Genomic DNA, 18,330 nt, shown 5'->3' on the forward strand with positions numbered 1-18,330 from the left:
CGGTCCCGGCGTCAGCCGCCGTAGACCTCGGTGTACGCGCTGATCCAGGCGTCGCCGTCGTCGGGGCACAGGAAGGTCGCCCCGAAGACCATAACGCTCGCGATCGGCGCCTCGGCGTAGGTGCGGTCGTCGCCCTGCAGGTCCGCGGGCACGAGCTGGGCGAACAGGGGGGACGTAGCCACGTGGGTGCGGAGGAGATCCGCGTCGATGGCGTGGTTGTTGAGGATCGCGGTCTCGCACGCGTCGGCGGCGAGGGCGAGCGAGAGGCTCTCATCCTCAGCGGTCCAGGCCACGCCCTGCTCCTCGACGTAGGCCTTCTGCTCGGCGATGAACTCCTTCTGTTCGGGGGTGACGGCCACGAGCGGCGTGCCGTCGAGGGGCAGCTGCTGCTCTTCGAAGAACTTCTCGCGCTCGGCGAACGCGTCGCCGACATCATCGCCCGCGTCGGGGCTCGCGGACTCGCCCGGGAACGGCGTCGGGTCCGTCGACTCGCCGGGGGCCGTCAGAGGCGCGCTCATCCCGTCGGGTCCCAGCGGGCTGGGCAGTCGGAGGCATCCGGTGGTGGTGCCGAGCGCGGTCGCGACGATGAGCGTCAGGACGAGGGGACGGAGGCGAGCCTTCATCACCCCACCGTAGCGTCGGGAGTCGGCGGCCCCGCGTGGGCTTGCGGTCGCGTCCTCAGGCGTTCCAGGCTTCGGCGACGGTGCGGCGCACGTCTCCGAGCAACTGCGGCAGCGCCTTGGTCTTGGCGATGATCGGGAAGAAGTTGGCGTCCGATGCCCAGCGCGGAACGATGTGCTGGTGCAGGTGCCCGTCGACGCCGGCTCCCGCGATGGCGCCCTGGTTCATGCCCAGGTTGAAGCCGTCGCAGCGGGAGACGGCTCGGAGCACCCGCATGCCGCGCTGTGTCAGCGCGCCGATCTCGGCGACCTCTTCGTCGGTCGCCTGGTCGTACGTCGCGATATGACGGTACGGGCAGACCAGCAGGTGCCCGGAGTTGTACGGGAAGAGGTTGAGCAGCACGTAGGCGCTCTTTCCGCGGGCGACGATCAGACCGTCCTCGTCGGACTTGCCGGGAGCGGCGCAGAACGGACAGTTCTGCTCCATCGGTTCACGCCCGGCTTGGATGTAGGCCATCCGGTGCGGTGTCCACAGGCGCTGGAACTCGTCCGGCACGCCGGGAAGCTCCGAGGCGGCGATGATCTCCGCATCGCCGACCGCGGAGGCATCCGGTTCGGTCGTCACGCGAGATCCTCGGCGGTGTCCACGAGTGCCCGGGTCGAGATGGCGCCGGTTATGCGGGCGATGGCCTCATCGACCCGGATGCCGTTGAGCTGGGTGCCGTCGCGGAACCGGAACGACACCGTGCCCCCCGCGCGGTCGGCCTCGCCGGCGATGAGCTGGAGCGGCACCTTCTGCGTGGTGTGCGTGCGGATCTTCTTCTGCATGCGGTCGTCGCTGTGGTCGACTTCGGCGCGCACGCCCTTCGTGCGCAGCTCGGCCACGATGCCGTCGAGGTACTCGCCGTACTCCGCGGCAACCGGCACGGCCACGACCTGCACAGGCGAGAGCCACACCGGGAACGCTCCGGCATAGTGCTCGAGCAGGATCGCGAAGAAGCGCTCCACCGAGCCGAAGAGCGCGCGGTGGATCATCACCGGGCGGTGCTTCTCGCCGTCGGGGCCGGTGTACTCCAGCTCGAAACGCTCGGGCTGGTTGAAGTCCAGCTGGATCGTCGACATCTGCCACGTGCGGCCGATGGCGTCGCGGGCCTGCACCGAGATCTTCGGGCCGTAGAACGCCGCCCCACCCGGGTCGGGCACCAGCTCGAGACCGGAAGCCTCGGCCACCTCGCGCAGCGTCTCGGTTGCCTCGGCCCACAGCGCGTCGTCGCCGATGAACTTGGGGTTCCCCTCCTCCTTCGTCGAGAGCTCGAGGTAGAAGTCGTGGAGGCCGTAGTCGCGCAGCGTCTGCAGCACGAAGTCGAGGCTGTGGGTCAGCTCGTCCTTGACCTGGTCGGCCGTGACGTAGATGTGCGTGTCGTCCTGGGTCAGGCCGCGGACGCGGGTGAGGCCGGAGAGCGTTCCGCTCTTCTCGTAGCGGTAGACCGAACCGAACTCGCTCAATCGAAGCGGCAGCTCACGGTAGCTCCGTCCGCGCGAGCGGAAGATCAGGTTGTGGAACGGGCAGTTCATGGGCTTGAGGTAGTACTCCTGGCCCTCGCGCGACACGTGCCCGTCGGCATCCACGACCTCGTCGAGCACCATCGGCGGGTACATGCCGTCGGCGTACCACTGCAGGTGGCCGCTCGTGATGAACAGATCGCCCTTGGTGATGTGCGGCGTGTTCACGACCTGGTAGCCGCTGGCGAGCAGGCGCTCACGCATGTAGCGCTCGATCTCGTACCGGATGATTCCGCCCTTGGGGTGGAACACGCTCAGGCCGGGGCCGATCTCGTCGGGGAACGAGAACAGGTCGAGCTCTTTGCCGAGCTTGCGGTGGTCGCGCTTCGCGGCCTCCTCCAGGCGGTGCTGGTAGGCGCGCAGGTCGTCCTTGGTCGCCCACGCGGTGCCGTAGATGCGCTGCAGCTGCGGGTTCTTCTCGCTACCGCGCCAATAGGCGCCGGCGATGCGGGTGAGGTCCCAGCCGTTGCCGATGAGGCGCGTACCGGGGACGTGCGGACCGCGACACAGGTCTTTCCAGACCGTCTCGCCGTCGCGGTTGACGTTGTCGTAGATGGTGAGCTCGCCCGCGCCGACCTCGACGTTCGCCCCCTCGGCGGCCTCGGCGGAGCCGCCCTTCAGGCCGATCAGCTCGAGCTTGAACGGCTCGTCGGCGAGTTCTGCGCGGGCCTCGTCGTCCGTCACGACGCGGCGGACGAAACGCTGGTTCTCGCGGACGATCCGCTCCATCTCCTTCTTGATGACCTTGAGGTCTTCGGGAGTGAAGGGGTCGTCCACCTGGAAGTCGTAGTAGAACCCGTCGGTGACCGGCGGTCCGATGCCGAGGTTGGCCTGCGGCTTGACACGCTGGACGGCCTGCGCCAGCACGTGCGCCGTCGAGTGCCGCAGGATCGACAGGCCCTCGGGGCTGTCGATCATGACCGGCTCGATCTCATCGTGGACGTGGACCGTCGTGGCGAGGTCTTTGAGCTCACCGTTCACGCGCAGGGCGACGACCGAACGGTCGGGGAAGAGGGCGAAGCCGTCGGCGGGATAGGTCTGCTCCGACGGCAGGGCGGCATCAGTCAAGGCGGTCTCCTGGATGGGTCGATTCCAGGCTACCCGCCGGGCGTGGCCTCGACGGCACACCGCGTGCCCCATAGTGGAGCGGTGACTCTGGCCATCATCGGCGGCGTGCTGTGGATCCTCGGCATCATCGCTCTCCTCGTCGGCATCTTCCCCGCCGACCAGGCTCTCGCCGTAGCCGACCGTGTCTGGCCCATCCTGTTGTTCGTCGTCGCGGTCACGGTGGTGGCGGAGCTGGCATCCAAGGCGGGGCTCTTCGACGTCGTCGCCGCGCGCCTCGCCCGGTTGGCGCGAGGACGGACGGTGTGGCTGTGGGCGCTCGTCGTGGCGTTGGCCACGGTGGCGACGGCCTTCCTGTCGCTGGATACCACCGCGGTGCTGCTGACGCCCGTCGTCGTCGCGATGGCGGTGGCTCGCAAGCTCGACCCGCTCCCGTTCGCGTTCGTCACCGTCGTGCTCGCCAACACCGCGTCGCTCGTGCTGCCGGTGTCGAACCTGACGAACCTGCTCGCGTCCGATGCTCTCGGCGGCCACGACCCCGTGGCGTTCCTCTCGCTGCTCGGGCCGTCGGCGCTCATCGCCATCGCGGTCTCGGTCGTGGTGCTCACGGCCGTGTTCCTGCGGAGGCTCCCGAAGAGGTACGCGGATGCCACGCCCCCGGCCGTCGCCGACCGAGTGCTGCTGAGGGTGTCCGCCGTGGTCACCGTGGCACTGCTGCCACTCCTGGTCATCGGACTCGACCCGTGGATGCCGGCCCTCGCCGCCGCGGTCGTCCTGATGGGGGTTTTCGCGTGGCGTGCTCCTCGGGCTCTCGGCATCCGCCTCGTTCCGTGGTCGCTGCTGGTGTTCGCCGGCGGGCTGTTTCTCGCCGTCGGTGCGTTGGAAGCCCTCGGGATCGGGCGCATCACGTCGGTGCTCGCCGGTTCGGGCGACGACCTCGTTTCGCTGTGGCAGGTCGCGGGCGTCGGCGCACTCGCGGCCAACGGGATCAACAACCTTCCGGCCTACCTCGCGATGGAGTCGGTGGCGGGGTCTCCCGTGCGCCTGGCGGCTCTCCTCATCGGCGTGAACGCCGGGCCCATCGTGACGCCGTGGGCGTCGCTCGCGACGCTGCTTTGGCACGACCGGCTCGTCGCGGCCGGGGTCGAGGTGCGCTGGAGTCGGTTCGTCGTTCTCGGTGCGGTGATCGCTCCGGTGATCCTGGTGCTGGCCGTTCTGCCGCTCGCGCTGTGACTCAGCTTTCGTACGCGCGAGCCCACGACTTCCGCGGGTCGATGAGCCAGACCGCGAGGCCCTCGCGGAGCTCGTACGGTTCGCCCGTGTAGAGCGTCGAGATGCGGTCGACGTAGGGAAGGGCGCGGTCTCCGGCGATCCTCTCGACGGCTTCGCCGCGCACGAACGCCATGGCGTACGGGTCGTCGGCGCCGGTCACCGAGATCGCGACGCGCGGATCACGGGAGATGTTGCGGTCTTTGAGAGTGCCGGCCTCCATGAAGATCGCGAGGCGTTCGCCCTCCACACCGACCCAGACGGGAACCGTGTGCGGGGAGCCGTCGCGCATCAACGTCGCGAGATGTGCCACCGCCCGGGTCTCGAAGTACGGCTTTGCGGTCGTCCAGTCGCTCATTCTGTGGCGAACCGTTCGATCACTTTCGTCATTCCCGGATTACGAGCGGATCGCCACGGGCGCCTGATCGTTCGGGACTTCGCTGAACACCATTTCTGCGCGCTGCTGTGGCTCGCGCGGCGTCGATTCGTCAGGCTCAGGAATCACGTAGAGTCCGCGACCGGAGTTCGCGTTGTAGGTCAGGGCGTGCAACCACGAGCTCGAGAGCTGTGGGTTTCGGCTGCCGTGATATTTGAAGACCAATGACACATTCGGGTGCACGTACACCGTGGTGCGGCCGCCGCCGATGCTGATGTCGTCCTTCCACGTGAAGGGGAAGCTCTCGCCGCGCCGCACCTTCGCCATGATCACCGCCTGCAGGTGTGCAAGGAGGCGGTCCTCGAACTCGACCTTGATGTCACCGTCGTAGATGAATTTGCCCACGCGAACCTCCGGAATGGCACTCCGATGACCGCGCATTTCTGGCGAGAAATGTGGGACGCGGCCGAAGGGGGATGCCACCGCTCTTTGCTGAAACATCTCGTGGTTCGCCGCAAAACGCAAGCCCACTTGTGCGAGTACCGGATCGGGGCTAGCGCCTCAATCGGCGCGCGAGATGCGGAGGATGACGCGCTCTCCCGCGCGGCGCTGGACGCGACGCACGAGCGCCTCGAATCCGATGATGGCGCGGAACTGCCACCCGTATTTACGCCGCAACGCGGAGTTGGCGCGGTCGTCTTCGGTGCTCGGGCTGGCGATCCGCGCCCTGCCCTGGACGGTGATGGCATCCTGGGCGACTGTCCCCATCCGGGAACACGGCCGGAGGGTGACGCGGTCGTCGTTGCGCAGGCGCTTGACCTTGCCGGTCTTGCGTTCGGTGGTGACGATCAACTCGTCACCGTCGCGCGCGATCCAGACGGGTGTCGCCACCGCGCTGCCGTCGCGGCGGTACGTGCTGAGAGAAACGAACGGTGACGAGGCGATCTCACGCCACAGCGTGTCGGGAACGGGCATGGCGTGACCGTACCGCGGGTACGCCAATGGACCGCGGGGCTTGCGTCTTCGTATTCAGAGGATCGATCTGCGTTCATACGAAACGTTGAGCATTGTTCACACGACTGGAACACATCGTGCATCGAGGCTCTCGGTCGCGCGTGCGACTCTGCCAAGAGAGGAGGTTCGCATGTCTCGCCACCACATCGCGACCCACGCCTACGACTTCCGCACGGGCTGGGTGCGCATCCCCCCGACCACGATGACTCCCGACCAGGCGGAAGCGCTGCGTGACCGAGGATTCACCATCGTGCGCTCCCGACGGGGGTGGTTCGGTATGCGCGAACTCCCGTTGACCTGGTACATCCCCCGATCCGACACTTCCGGCGGCTCGCGTATCCCGATCGCACCCGCCGACGAGCAGTCCGCGAAATTGCGGCAGCGTCTCAGCGCGTCGGCGGATGCCGAGTCGGAAGCGGATTCGGTCGTCGCACCGCTCCCTGCGACGCGTCGGGCACGTCAGCGCGCGGGCGAGGACGAACGGTAGTCCCGCATCGGTGCCGCTGCCAATACGAGGCGGGAAAGCGAAAACCCCCGGCGAGCCGGGGGTTTCAGGTGGTGCGCGATACTGGGATCGAACCAGTGACCTCTTCCGTGTCAGGGAAGCGCGCTACCGCTGCGCCAATCGCGCCTATGAAGGCTGTTCAGTTGTAAGCGAGGTGGCGACGGGATTCGAACCCGTGTAAACGGCTTTGCAGGCCGGTGCCTAGCCGCTCGGCCACGCCACCGTGTGTGGTTCGACCCACGTGTCGTGATCCCCCGTCGGAAAACCTGACGGCGATCTTCACACTCGAGCGGATGACGAGACTCGAACTCGCGACCCCAACCTTGGCAAGGTTGTGCGCTACCAACTGCGCTACATCCGCATTTCGTTCCCGGGGCTTGCCCCGAGCACTCGTAAGACATTACCCGATTCCCGCGCCCTCGCAAAACCAGACGCGACCCGCGCGTGTCCATCCCGGCGGTCGGAACGGCGCCCGCGGATCGGGTAAGGTAATGAAGTCCCGTTCGGGACGAGGGCGATTGGCGCAGTTGGTAGCGCGCTTCCTTCACACGGAAGAGGTCGTCGGTTCGAGTCCGGCATCGCCCACCACCACACCCCCGGTTCACCGGGGGTTTCGTCTTTCCCGGTTCGCCCGCTCCACGGTCGCCTCGTCGCCTATGCTCGCGCTATGGAGCAGACCGACACACGGCCTATGCCCGGAACGCGCCTTCACGCCTAAGGGCCCGTACCCCTGCGCGAAACATCATCGCGCCGACATCGGTGCGGCACGCTGTCGGCGAGTTGTCGGCGGGATGCAGTCTCGCGGATACCGACCACCTCTCACACCGCAAGACGACCCGCGCGACACCGGCCACGCCGACGGCTGGGTCAGCCCTGCACCCAGCCGTACCGGGCGTGAAGCGCGGATGCCACGGCGTCGAAGCGGCGGCGGTCCAGAGCAGCGGCCTCGCGACGCATGCCGGCGTCGTGCACGAGGTAGACCTGCTCGATATCGACCCACGACGGGCGGTTCTGGGGATCCCACTCCCCCGCGCCGAGCGCGAGGTAGTCGCGATCGCCGGCGTGCGGCTTGCTCGTGAGGCGGACCGCGTACGAGCGGGTGGCATCCGCCCGACCGATGATGAGCACCGGACGGTCCTTGCCGCGCCCGTCGCGCTCCTCATACGGCACCCACGTCCACACGATCTCGCCGCCGTCCGGCTTGCTGTCGCGCTCGGGGGCGTAGGTGAGGGTGAGTCGTCGAGGCGGATCGACTTCCACCGTCGCCGTCTCTCCCGCGCCCGCCCCGGGCGTCAGCGGCGTGGAAGCAGCCTCACGCCGTTGTGGCGCCGACGAGGGCCGAAAGGCGCGCAGGAGGGCGGAGACGAGGCGCGAGGCGGTTCCCATACCCACACCCTAGACACCGCTCCGCCGACTCCCGCGCACGAAGAACGGGGCGCCACGGACGAATCCGTGACGCCCCGTCAGAGGGAGCGAGTGTCAGCGCGCGTCGCTGAGGACGTAGCCCTCTTCGCCGTGCACGACGGTGTCGATGCCGGCGATCTCGTCCTCGTTCTTGACGCGGAAGCCCATGGTCTTCTCGATCGCGAAGCCGATGACGTAGGCCAGCACGAACGAGTAGATCAGGACCGCGAAGGCGGCGATGGCCTGAACCAGCAGCTGCGTGAACTCACCGCTGTAGATGAGGCCCGTGCCGTTGGCGAAGAAGCCCAGGTACAGGGTTCCGAGCAGACCACCGACGAGGTGGATGCCGACCACGTCGAGCGAGTCGTCGAAACCGAGCTTGAACTTCAGCTCGATCGCCAGGGCGCAGACCGCACCGGCGAGCAGGCCGAGCACGATGGCCCAGAAGGGCGTCAGCGAGCCGCAGGCGGGGGTGATCGCGACGAGACCCGCGACGGCACCGGAGGCGGCACCGACCGACGTAGGCTTGCCGTCCTTGATCTTCTCGACGATCAGCCAGCTCAGGAGCGCAGCGGCCGGAGCAGCGATCGTGTTGACGAAGGCGAGGGAGGCCGTGTTGTCCGCGGCGAGCTCGGAGCCCGCGTTGAAGCCGAACCACCCGAACCACAGCAGACCGGCACCGAGGAGCACGAACGGCGGGTTGTGGGGGACGTGCGCGCCCTTCTGGAAGCCGACGCGCTTGCCGAGGACGAGCGCGAGGGCGAGGGCAGCGGCACCGGCGTTGATGTGGACCGCGGTACCACCGGCGAAGTCGATCGCCCCGACACCGAACACGTCTTGCAGCCCGTGCGTGATCCACCCGCCGTATGCGAAGGATCCGTCGTCGGCCAGGCCGAAGTTGAAGACCCAGCTGGCGACCGGGAAGTAGACGATCGTCGCCCAGACGAAGGCGAAGACCATCCACGAGCCGAACTTGGCGCGGTCGGCGATCGCGCCCGAGACCAGGGCGACCGTGATGATGGCGAACGTGGCCTGGAAGGCGACGAAGGCCAACGGCGGGTAAGCGGCGCCTTCAGGCGTCTCGAGGATGCCGGACAGGCCGACCTCGGTGAAGTCGATGGTCCACGGAACCTGGGTGGTGCCCGCTTCCGTGGTGGGGAAAGCGATCGCGTAGCCGTACAGCACCCACAGGACTCCGATGAGTCCGAGGGCGCCGAAGCTCATCATCATCATGCTGATGACGCTCTTGGCCTTGACGAGTCCGCCGTAGAAGAACGCCAGTCCTGGCGTCATGAGCAGCACGAGTGCCGCTGCTAGCAGGATGAATGCGGTGTTGCCTTGATCCATCTCGGAGGGAACCTCTCTGCAGGGACGCAGGTGTAGCGTCGGGTCCCCTCAGTGTTCCCAGCCCCGGTTCCATCGCGGTTCGACTCGTGTTTCACGCACGTTACAGCCGTGGGGGTCATGTAAACATTGCGTTTCGCGCGGCCGCGAAGCCGGTGAAGAACTCCTCAGGAGTGCGTCAGCGCCACCAGGCGCGACACGGCGCGGAGGTACTTCTTCCGATACCCGCCCGCGAGCATTTCGTCGGAGAAGACGGCGTTCAGCGGCACCCCTGTGGCGCGGATCGGGATCTGCGCGTCGTAGGCGCGGTCGACGAACGCCACGAGGCGCAGCGCCGCCGACTGGTCGTGCAGAACCTGCACGTCGCGCAGCCCGATGGTGTCGATGCCGTCGATGAGGCGGATGAACCGGGACGGGTGCACGCGGGCGAGGTGCGCCACGAGGTCGGTGAACGCGTCGTCGGTCGCGACGCCGTGTGCGGCGGCATCCTGGATGGCATCCGCGTAGTCGGCGTCCGAGAGCACGCGTGCCTCGCCGTCGATCGCACGCTGGCGGAAGTCGGTGCCGTCGATGCGGATGGTTCGGAAGCTGTCGGCCATCGACTGGATCTCGCGCAGGAAGTCCTGCGCCGCGAAGCGCCCTTCGCCCAGCGCGTTCGGCGGGGTGTTTGAGGTCGCCGCGAGCCGGGTTCCGGATGCCACGAGCTCGCCGAGCAACCGGGTCATCACCATCGTGTCGCCCGGGTCGTCGAGTTCGAACTCGTCGATGCACAGGAGGTCGGAGCCGCGGAAGAGTTCGACCGCCTTGGCGTAACCGAGGACTCCCACGAGCGCCGTGTACTCGATGAACGAGCCGAAGTACTTCCGACGGGCGGGCATGGCGTGGTAGATCGAGGCCAGGAGGTGCGTCTTGCCGACGCCGAATCCGCCGTCCAGGTACACGCCCGGCTTCACCGGGGGCGTCTTCTCGGCACGGCGGAAGAACCCGCCCTTCTTCGTCGGCGTGCTCGTGCGTCCGGCGAACGCTTCGAGCAGCTCTTTCGCCTCCTGCTGCGACGGGTATGCGGCATCCGCCCGGTAGGACTCGAACGTCGCGCCGTCGAACTGCGGCGGCGGGACGAGCGCACTCACCATCTCGGCGCCGGAGATGGCCGGCTCGCGGCCGATGAGGTGCACGACGCCGGTCGTCGCGGGCGTTGAGGTCATGGCCGTCCTGTGTCGCAGTCTTACGGAGAGGTGCCTGCTTCGACGCGGCGGTCCTAGGGTCGAAGGTGCGGTGTCCACCCTACGCCGCCCGCTTCCCCACCCCGACCGAGGAGACATCGTGACCGTCGAGTTCGACACCACCTCCCCCAAGTTCGCCGCGTATGCCGAACCCGGCCGTCTCGTGACCGGCGACTGGCTGCAGGAACGCCTCGGCCAGCCGGGTCTGGTCGTCGTGGAATCCGACGAGGACGTGCTCCTCTACGAAACGGGACACATCCCCGGCGCGGTCAAGGTCGACTGGCACACCGAGCTCAACGACCCGGTCGTGCGTGACTACGTCGACGGCGAGGGGTTCGCGAAGCTCCTGAGCCGCAAGGGCATCGCGCGCGACGACACCGTCGTCATCTACGGCGACAAGAACAACTGGTGGGCCGCATACGCCCTGTGGGTCTTCTCGCTGTTCGGGCACGAGGACGTGCGTCTGCTCGACGGCGGTCGTGACAAGTGGATCGCCGAGGGTCGTCAGATCACCACCGAGCCGACCACTCGCGAGCCGGTCGAGTACCCGATCGTCGAGCGGGACGACGCTCTCATCCGCGCCTACAAGGACGATGTCCTCGCGCACCTCGGCAATCCGCTGATCGACGTCCGCTCCCCCGAGGAGTACTCGGGCGAGCGCACGTCCGCCCCCGCCTACCCGGAAGAGGGCGCGCTGCGCGCCGGTCACATCCCCAGCGCGCAGAGCGTGCCGTGGGCCAAGGCCGTCGCCGAGGACGGTGGCTTCAAGTCGCGCGAAGAACTGGATGCCATCTACCGAGACGGCGCGGGGCTGAAGGACGGCGACAAGATCGTCGCGTACTGCCGCATCGGTGAGCGTTCCAGTCACACGTGGTTCGTGCTCAAGCACCTCCTCGGGTTCGAGGACGTGCGCAACTACGACGGCTCCTGGACCGAGTGGGGCAGCGCGGTGCGCGTGCCGATCGTGTCGGGCGCCGAACCGGGCGAGGTTCCCGGGCGCTGAGCCGACGCGGTGCGGGCGTGGGAAACTAGCGGTGATGTCCGAAAACACCCTCCCCGCCCGTCTCGCCGAGATCCGTGACGAGTTCCTCGAGCTCGACGAGCCCGACCGCCTGCAGCTCCTGCTGGAGTTCTCGCAGGAGCTCCCCGATGTTCCGGAGCGATATGCGGATCACCCGGAGATGTGCGAGCGCGTCGCCGAGTGCCAGTCGCCGGTGTACATCGTGGTCGACGTGGACGACGCGGGACGAGTGGCCATGCACGCAACAGCGCCGGCCGAGGCGCCCACGACCCGCGGGTTCGCGAGCATCCTCGCGCAGGGGCTGACCGGACTCACCGCCGAGGAGGTGCTCGCGGTACCGGACGACTACCCCCAGAGCATCGGGCTGACGCGCGCGGTGAGCCCGCTGCGCATCGCCGGCATGACCGGAATGCTCATGCGCGCGAAGCGTCAGGTGCGCGCGAAGAGCGGCGCCTGACGCACGGCATCCGTTTTACTCCGCCACCGCGAATCCGTGCGACCGGACCCAGTCCTTGATGGTGCGCGTCCACCGCGTCTCGTCGTAGTTCCAGAGCTTGGTGTGGCGCGCGACGGCGAACGTCTCCATCGTGACGAGGTCCGGGCGGGCCGCGGCCAGGGCGTGTGAGGCATCGCTCGGGACGAATCCGTCGTCGTCGCTGTGGAGGACGAGCACGGGATGCCGGAGCTCAGAGGCCCGCGCGACGGCGTCGAGTCGGTCGAGGGGGATGGCCGACCCGGCGCCGGTGAGGACGGCGCCCCAGTCGGAGCCCAGGATGCGCTGAGCGAACGCCAGCACGGGGGTCGGGAGGCGCAGGAGCCGCCCCTGGTAGCGCAGGACGGTCCGCCAGTCGGCGACGGGCGACTCGAGGATCAGGCCGGCGATCACATCGCGATGGGGCGAGGAGAACTCGGTCTGCAGGCAGATCGCCCCTCCCATCGACCACCCCATCAAGAGGATGCGGCGCGCACCCTGGCGCCGTGCGTATCCGATCGCGGCATCCACGTCCCGCCATTCGGTCGCGCCCAGTGCATACGTGCCCGTGCGGCTCCGCGGTGCGTCGCCGTCGTTGCGGTACGACACGACGAGGCTGGTGATGCCGAGGTCGTGGAACACGGGGACGGCGCGGAGCGTCTCCGCCCGGGTGGTACCACGGCCGTGCACCTGGATGACCCACACGTCGGTGTCGACGGCGGAGGGGAACTCCCACGCCGGGCACGGGCCGACCGGCGTGCCGATCAGCGCGTGGCGGTACGGGATCTGCAGATCGTCGGGCTTGTCGTAGTACCAGCCGCTGAAGGCCGCCATCGGGGCCAGATGGGCATCGGCGGCGACGTGCGTGAGGAGCTTCCGCGTGACGCTGGTGCCGTCGTCCTTCACGACCGACCCCAGGCGCAGGTAATCGAGCGTCCCCGTGGTGAACAGCCCGTATCGGCCGGGCAGCGCCGTGTCGTCGGTGCGATCGAGGGTCACGGTCTGCGCGGCGGCATCGAGCGAGCGGAGGTGGACGTCGGGGATGCGCCCGGCGGGGGTGACGACCGTACGGGCCATGCGCAGCGACACCGCGCCGAGGGCGGTGGCGCTCAGCCCCAGGGCGGTGGTCAACGCGGCGATGGCGACCCGCAACGGTGCGGCCGCGGGATGCGGGGCACGGCGCCTCGCGGCGCGCCTGGGAGCGTTCATCGAGGCCTCACTCTAGTCTGTGGCCGTGACTGACCCCCGCTCACCCGAGGCGGCGACCCCTTTCGCCCGGGCGACCGACGAGTTGCGCGCGACGCCGTTCCGCGACGACTTCGTGGTGCGCGAGATCCCGTCTCCTGCGGGGCTGGCCCCGCAGTCGTTGGCGCTCGCGGGCGATGTGCGCCCGGAGGCGCACGCGACCGACTCGCTCTTCGGGACGGGACGCTTCATCCTGCTGCACGACCCGGAGGAGCCGGAGCAGTGGGGTGGCGCGTGGCGCGTCGTCTGCTTCGCGCAGGCGCCGCTCGAGCCCGAGATCGGGGTCGACCCGCTCCTCGCCGAGGTCGCGTGGTCTTGGCTCATCGACGCGTTGGATTCGCGGGGTGCCGAACGACACTCCGAATCGGGGACGGCGACCAAGACGCTGTCGACCGGATTCGGTGCGCTCGCGGCGCAGGGTGAAGGGTCACAGATCGAACTCCGCGCGTCGTGGTCGCCGCGCGGTCCGTTTCGCCCGCACCTGGAGGCGTGGGCCGAATTGGTCTGCATGCTCGCCGGACTCCCCCCGGGGTCCGAGGGTGTCGCGGTCCTCGGAGCCCGGAGGCCCCCGCGTGGTTGAGTACACCGTCATCGAGGATGCCGAAGGCCTGGCCGCGGCGTCGCAGTCGCTGGCATCCGGGGTCGGTCCCGTCGCCGTCGACGTCGAACGTGCGTCGGGATTCCGGTACTCGCAGCGGGCCTACCTGATCCAGGCGTTCCGTCGTGGCGCCGGGGTGTTCCTGTTCGACCCGTCGACGATCGATGACTTCTCGCCGCTGCAGGCGGCCATCGGCGACGTGCAGTGGGTATTCCACGCGGCGAGCCAGGATCTTCCGTCGCTGCGCGAGCGGGGGCTCGAACCCCCCGAGATATTTGACACCGAGCTCGGTGCTCGTTTGCTCGGACACGAGCGTGTCGGCCTCGGTGCCGTGGTCGAGGAGACGCTCGGCATCACGCTCGCCAAGGCCCACTCCGCCGCCGACTGGTCCACGCGCCCGCTGCCCGCGTCGTGGTTGGAGTACGCGGCGCTCGACGTCGAGCACCTGGTCGACGTGCGGGACAAGCTGGCCGCCGAACTCGACGAGCAGCAGAAGACCGAGTTCGCGCGACAGGAATTCCAGGCCGTGCTCGAGCGGCTCCCGAAGCCGCCGCGCGAGGACCCCTGGCGTCGCCTCAGCGGCCTTCACACCGTGCGCGGCCGCCGCTCGCTGGCCGTGGCGCGCTCGCTGTGGCAGGCGCGCGAGGACTACGCCCGCGAGCAGGACGTCGCGCCGGGTCGGCTCGTGCCCGACCGCGCCCTGGTGGCGGCCGTCCTCGCGGACCCGTCGAGCAAGCAGGCCCTCGCGGGGGTCAAGGAGTTCAACGGGCGGGCGAGCCGGACGCAGCTCGATCGCTGGTGGAACGCGATCGTCGCCGGGCGCGAGACCACCGACCTTCCGCCGGATCGTGTGCCGAGCGACACTCTGCCCCCGCCGCGCGCGTGGGTCGACCGCAACCCCGAGGCCGATCGTCGTCTCAAGGCCGCGCGTCCCGCGGTGGAGGCACGCGCGGAGGAGCTCCGGATGCCGACCGAGAACCTGCTCACCCCCGAGACCCTCCGGCGTGTCGCGTGGACTCCCCCGGCCGAGATCACGGCCGACGCCATCTCCGCCGCCCTCGCGGAGCTCGGAGCGCGCCCGTGGCAGATTGAGCAGACTGCACAGGTCATCGCCGATAGCTTTGTAGCTTCCGTCAACGAGCCTGCGGACGTCGCGGAGACGGATTCGTAGGTTCGGACAACCGATTCTTCGCGTCGCGGAGGCTTTCCTAGGCTGGCTGCATCCCAATGTATGGAGGCAGAGTGGCCGAGATGTCAGACGTCTTCTTCGTCGATGGTGTGCGAACCCCGTTCGGGCGCGCCGGCGAGAAGGGCATGTACTGGAACACCCGCGCGGACGACCTTGTCGTCAAGGCGATCATCGGGTTGATGGAGCGCAACGGCGATGTGCCGAAGGACCGGATCGACGACGTGGCGATCGCCGCGACGTCGCAGACCGGTGACCAGGGCCTCACGCTCGGACGCACGGCGGCGATCCTCGCCGGGCTGCCGATGACCGTGCCCGGCCTCGCCATCGAGCGCATGTGCGCGGGAGCGATGACGAGCGTCACCACGATGGGCGCCTCGATCGGCGTCGGAATGTACGACCTCGCCCTCGCGGGCGGCGTCGAGCACATGGGGCACCACCCCATCGGCGCGAACGCCGACCCGAACCCGCGCTTCGTCGCCGAGAAGCTGGTCGACCCGGGCGCGCTGAACATGGGCGTGACCGCCGAGCGCATCCACGACCGCTTCCCGCACTTGACGAAGGAGCGGGCGGACCGTTTCGGCATGGCCAGCCAGCACAAGGTGCAGGCGGCTTACGAGGCCGGCAAGATCCAGCCCGACCTCATTCCGGTGGCCGTCAAGGATGCCGAGGGCGCCTGGGGCCTCGCCACCGAGGACGAGGGGCGCCGACCCGAGACGACCCTCGAAGGTCTGGCATCCCTCAAGACCCCCTTCCGGCCGCACGGTCGCGTCACGGCCGGCACGTCGTCGCCCCTCACCGATGGAGCGACGATCAGCCTGCTCGCCGGCTCGGACGCGGTGAAGGAGCTCGGCCTCACGCCGAAGATGCGGATGGTCTCGTTCGCGTTCGCCGGTGTGCAGCCCGAGATCATGGGCATCGGCCCGATCCCGTCGACCGAGAAGGCGCTGAAGAAGGCCGGCCTGACGATCGACGACATCGGCCTGTTCGAGCTGAACGAGGCGTTCGCGATCCAGGTCATCTCGCTGCTGGACCACTTCGGCATCGCCGACGACGACCCGCGCGTGAACCCCTGGGGCGGCGCGATCGCTCTCGGCCACCCGCTCGCGGCATCCGGCGTCCGCCTCATGATCCAGCTCGCCGCGCACTTCGCCGAGCGCCCCGACGTGCGCTACGGCCTCACCGCCATGTGCGTCGGCCTCGGCCAGGGCGGCTCCGTGATCTGGGAGAACCCGTTCTTCGACGGAAAGAAGAAGCGCAAGTGACCGACTACTCCGCGATCGACTTCTCGCCCCTCGACGCCCTCACCGGCGACGAGGTCGTCACCCACTCCCCCGTCCGCGACGTGCGTCTGCCCTCGGGCAACGTCGTCGCCCTCGTCACCCTCGACAACGGGCGCGACCACACCCGGCCGAACACGCTGGGCCCGGCGACCCTCGCAGAGCTCGGACAGACGCTCGAGACCCTGAAGCAGCGGGCGGCGGCGGGCGAGATCCACGCCGTGGCGATCACCGGCAAGCAGTACATCCTCGCCGCCGGTGCCGACCTGTCCGACGTGGCGAAGCTTCCGTCGAAAGACATCGCGCGCCTCATCGCGCAGCGCGGTCACCAGGTGCTCGGGTCGCTCTCCGACCTCGGGGTTCCCTCGTTCGCGTTCGTCAACGGTCTCGCCCTCGGCGGCGGCCTGGAGATCGCGCTGAACTCGACCTACCGCACGGTCGACGCCTCGGCCGCCGCGATCGCGTTGCCCGAGGTGTTCCTGGGCATCATCCCCGGCTGGGGCGGCGCCTACCTGCTGCCGAACCTCATCGGCATCGAGAACGCGCTCGAGGTCGTGGTGTCCAACCCGCTCAAGCAGAACCGGATGCTCAAGCCCCAGCAGGCCTACGACCTCGGGATCATGGATGCCATCTTCCCCGCGGCGTCCTACCTCGAGGACTCGCTGCGCTGGGCGGACGGCGTGCTCACCGGGCGCGTGAAGGTCGAGCGGAAGAACGAGCCCGGCAAGATCGAACGTCTCACCAAGTGGCCCATCGCCATCAAGGTCGCGCGCGGCATGCTCGAGTCGAAGATCGGCACGGTCCCCCGCTCCCCCTACGTTGCACTCGACCTGCTCGAGAAGGCCAAGGGCGGCACCAAGGCGGAGGGGTTCGCCCGCGAGGACGAGGCTCTCGCCGACCTCATCACGGGCGATCAGTTCGCGGCATCCATGTATGCCTTCGACCTCGTGCAGAAGCGCGCGAAGCGTCCGGTCGGCGCGCCCGACAAGGCGCTGGCGAAGAAGGTCACGAAAGTCGGTGTGATCGGTGCGGGGCTCATGGCGTCGCAGTTCGCGCTGCTCTTCGTCCGGAAGCTGCGGGTCCCCGTCGTCATCACCGACCTCGACCAGGGGCGCGTCGACAAGGGCGTGGCCTCCATCCGTGAGGAGATCGGGAAGCTCGAGGCGAAGGGCCGGCTCGACTCCGACACCGCCAACCAGCTGCGCGCCCTCGTGCACGGCACGACCGACCGCGGTGAGTTCGCCGACTGCGACTTCGTCATCGAGGCCGTGTTCGAGGAAGTGGGGGTCAAGCAAGAGGTGTTCTCGGCGATCGAGAAGATCGTCTCGGACGACACGATCCTCGCGACCAACACCTCCTCGCTGTCGGTCGCCGAGATCGGTTCGGCACTGGAGCACCCCGAGCGGCTCGTCGGCTTCCACTTCTTCAACCCGGTCGCGGTCATGCCGCTCATCGAGGTCGTGAAGACGGATGCCACCTCCGACGCCGCCCTGTCGACCGCGTTCGTCGTGGCCAAGGGCCTCGGCAAGAACGCCGTGCTCACCGCCGACGCCCCCGGATTCGTCGTCAACCGTCTGCTGGCCAAGGTCATGGGCGAGGCCGCGCGCGCCGTCTACGAGGGCACTCCGATCACGGTGGTCGAGAAGGCGTTCGCTCCGCTCGGTCTGCCGATGGGGCCGTTCCAGCTCATCGACCTCGTCGGGTGGAAGGTCGCCGCACACGTGCAGGACACGATGGCGGGAGCCTTCCCCGACCGCTTCTTCGCGTCGGAGAACTTCCACGAGCTCGCCGCCCTTCCCGAGGTCGTCGAGAAGGACAAGGGCGGCCGGGTCACGGGCTGGACGAAGGCCGCGCAGAAGGTGCTCGTCACCGGCAAGACGCCCGTCGCCCCCGAGACGATCCTCGCCCGCGTGCAGGACGGTCTCGCGCAGGAGATCAAGATCATGCTCGACGAGGGCGTCGTGCCCGAGGTGCAGGACATCGACCTGTGTCTCATCCTGGGCGCCGGCTGGCCGTTCATCGACGGCGGCGCGTCGCCCTACCTCGACCGGGAGGGAGCGTCGGAGCGCGCCTTCGGCGACACGTTCCACCACCCGCCCATCCGCGGCATCGGCGGGTGAAACACCACAGCGGCGCCGTCCCCTG

The 18,330-nt window shown here is 68.7% G+C and carries 18 protein-coding genes and 4 tRNA genes; 9 read left to right on the top strand and 13 right to left on the bottom strand.

Features of this window, described 5'->3' with window-relative positions; translation table 11 throughout:
• Positions 1–11: 11 nt before the first annotated feature.
• The 3 genes from ABC271_RS08585 to thrS are packed head-to-tail and all read right to left on the bottom strand — an operon-like array spanning position 12 to position 3,251.
• A complete protein-coding gene (locus tag ABC271_RS08585) occupies positions 12–623 on the bottom strand; it encodes a hypothetical protein (protein ID WP_412924472.1) in 612 nt (203 codons plus the stop codon).
• Positions 624–678: 55 nt separating this feature from the next.
• Positions 679–1,245, bottom strand: coding sequence for an HIT family protein (locus ABC271_RS08590; RefSeq protein ID WP_412924473.1), 567 nt, complete (start codon positions 1,243–1,245; stop codon positions 679–681).
• Positions 1,242–3,251 (bottom strand): threonine--tRNA ligase, encoded by a 2,010-nt coding sequence (gene thrS, locus ABC271_RS08595; protein WP_412924474.1) that lies wholly within the window; start codon positions 3,249–3,251, stop codon positions 1,242–1,244. The genes ABC271_RS08590 and thrS overlap by 4 nt, the downstream gene beginning before the upstream one ends.
• An 81-nt stretch (positions 3,252–3,332) precedes the next feature.
• Between thrS and ABC271_RS08600 the strand changes: the two genes are divergently transcribed.
• Positions 3,333–4,481 (top strand): ArsB/NhaD family transporter, encoded by a 1,149-nt coding sequence (locus ABC271_RS08600; protein WP_412924475.1) that lies wholly within the window; start codon positions 3,333–3,335, stop codon positions 4,479–4,481.
• Position 4,482: 1 nt separating this feature from the next.
• Here ABC271_RS08600 and ABC271_RS08605 read toward each other — a convergent pair whose 3' ends face one another.
• The 3 genes from ABC271_RS08605 to ABC271_RS08615 all read right to left on the bottom strand — a co-directional run bounded on the left by ABC271_RS08605 (position 4,483) and on the right by ABC271_RS08615 (position 5,868).
• Positions 4,483–4,875: a TIGR03618 family F420-dependent PPOX class oxidoreductase gene (locus ABC271_RS08605; protein ID WP_412924476.1), complete on the bottom strand. Its 393-nt coding sequence runs from the start codon at positions 4,873–4,875 to the stop codon at positions 4,483–4,485.
• 39 nt (positions 4,876–4,914) lie between these two features.
• Entirely contained in the window at positions 4,915–5,376 is a 462-nt protein-coding gene (locus tag ABC271_RS08610) for a DUF7882 family protein (protein WP_412924477.1), read from the bottom strand.
• Between the two features lie 78 nt (positions 5,377–5,454).
• Positions 5,455–5,868 carry a PPOX class F420-dependent oxidoreductase gene (locus ABC271_RS08615; protein ID WP_412924478.1) on the bottom strand — a complete coding sequence of 138 codons (414 nt, stop codon included), beginning with the start codon at positions 5,866–5,868 and terminating at the stop codon, positions 5,455–5,457.
• Between the two features lie 169 nt (positions 5,869–6,037).
• Here ABC271_RS08615 and ABC271_RS08620 point away from each other — a divergent pair, with 169 nt between their 5' ends.
• Positions 6,038–6,394, top strand: coding sequence for a hypothetical protein (locus ABC271_RS08620; RefSeq protein ID WP_412924479.1), 357 nt, complete (start codon positions 6,038–6,040; stop codon positions 6,392–6,394).
• Between the two features lie 69 nt (positions 6,395–6,463).
• Here ABC271_RS08620 and ABC271_RS08625 read toward each other — a convergent pair.
• From ABC271_RS08625 to ABC271_RS08635, 3 genes are all read right to left on the bottom strand, one after another.
• Positions 6,464–6,538, bottom strand: a tRNA-Val gene (locus ABC271_RS08625).
• Between the two features lie 26 nt (positions 6,539–6,564).
• Positions 6,565–6,635, bottom strand: a tRNA-Cys gene (locus ABC271_RS08630).
• A gap of 65 nt (positions 6,636–6,700) precedes the next feature.
• Positions 6,701–6,773, bottom strand: a tRNA-Gly gene (locus ABC271_RS08635).
• Positions 6,774–6,924: 151 nt separating this feature from the next.
• Between ABC271_RS08635 and ABC271_RS08640 the strand changes: the two genes are divergently transcribed.
• Positions 6,925–7,000 (top strand) — tRNA-Val (locus tag ABC271_RS08640).
• Positions 7,001–7,279: 279 nt separating this feature from the next.
• Here ABC271_RS08640 and ABC271_RS08645 read toward each other — a convergent pair.
• The 3 genes from ABC271_RS08645 to zapE all read right to left on the bottom strand — a co-directional run bounded on the left by ABC271_RS08645 (position 7,280) and on the right by zapE (position 10,365).
• The gene (locus tag ABC271_RS08645; RefSeq protein ID WP_412924480.1) at positions 7,280–7,798 is read right to left on the bottom strand and encodes a type II toxin-antitoxin system PemK/MazF family toxin; all 519 of its coding nucleotides are present in this window, start codon (positions 7,796–7,798) and stop codon (positions 7,280–7,282) included.
• A 93-nt stretch (positions 7,799–7,891) separates the two neighbouring features.
• Positions 7,892–9,163 (bottom strand): ammonium transporter, encoded by a 1,272-nt coding sequence (locus tag ABC271_RS08650; RefSeq protein WP_412924481.1) that lies wholly within the window; start codon positions 9,161–9,163, stop codon positions 7,892–7,894.
• 164 nt (positions 9,164–9,327) lie between these two features.
• Positions 9,328–10,365: a cell division protein ZapE gene (gene zapE, locus ABC271_RS08655; RefSeq protein ID WP_412924482.1), complete on the bottom strand. Its 1,038-nt coding sequence runs from the start codon at positions 10,363–10,365 to the stop codon at positions 9,328–9,330.
• Between the two features lie 118 nt (positions 10,366–10,483).
• Between zapE and ABC271_RS08660 the strand changes: the two genes are divergently transcribed.
• Complete coding sequence (locus ABC271_RS08660) at positions 10,484–11,386, top strand: sulfurtransferase (protein ID WP_412924483.1); 903 nt, start codon at positions 10,484–10,486, stop codon at positions 11,384–11,386.
• Between the two features lie 34 nt (positions 11,387–11,420).
• Positions 11,421–11,861 (top strand): SufE family protein, encoded by a 441-nt coding sequence (locus ABC271_RS08665; protein ID WP_412924484.1) that lies wholly within the window; start codon positions 11,421–11,423, stop codon positions 11,859–11,861.
• 15 nt (positions 11,862–11,876) lie between these two features.
• On the opposite strand, the gene ABC271_RS08670 is transcribed toward ABC271_RS08665, so the two are convergent.
• Positions 11,877–13,085: an alpha/beta hydrolase family protein gene (locus tag ABC271_RS08670; protein ID WP_412924485.1), complete on the bottom strand. Its 1,209-nt coding sequence runs from the start codon at positions 13,083–13,085 to the stop codon at positions 11,877–11,879.
• Positions 13,086–13,110: 25 nt separating this feature from the next.
• Between ABC271_RS08670 and ABC271_RS08675 the strand changes: the two genes are divergently transcribed.
• From ABC271_RS08675 to ABC271_RS08690, 4 genes are all read left to right on the top strand, one after another.
• A complete protein-coding gene (locus ABC271_RS08675; protein ID WP_412924486.1) occupies positions 13,111–13,701 on the top strand; it encodes a DUF3000 domain-containing protein in 591 nt (196 codons plus the stop codon).
• Positions 13,694–14,890 (top strand): ribonuclease D, encoded by a 1,197-nt coding sequence (locus tag ABC271_RS08680; protein ID WP_412924487.1) that lies wholly within the window; start codon positions 13,694–13,696, stop codon positions 14,888–14,890. The genes ABC271_RS08675 and ABC271_RS08680 overlap by 8 nt, the downstream gene beginning before the upstream one ends.
• A 71-nt stretch (positions 14,891–14,961) precedes the next feature.
• A complete protein-coding gene (locus ABC271_RS08685; RefSeq protein ID WP_412924488.1) occupies positions 14,962–16,170 on the top strand; it encodes a thiolase family protein in 1,209 nt (402 codons plus the stop codon).
• Entirely contained in the window at positions 16,167–18,305 is a 2,139-nt protein-coding gene (locus ABC271_RS08690; protein ID WP_412924489.1) for a 3-hydroxyacyl-CoA dehydrogenase NAD-binding domain-containing protein, read from the top strand. The genes ABC271_RS08685 and ABC271_RS08690 overlap by 4 nt, the downstream gene beginning before the upstream one ends.
• Positions 18,306–18,330: the final 25 nt, after the last annotated feature.

It is taken from the genome of Microbacterium canaveralium (assembly GCF_047238045.1).
GTDB lineage: Bacteria > Actinomycetota > Actinomycetes > Actinomycetales > Microbacteriaceae > Microbacterium.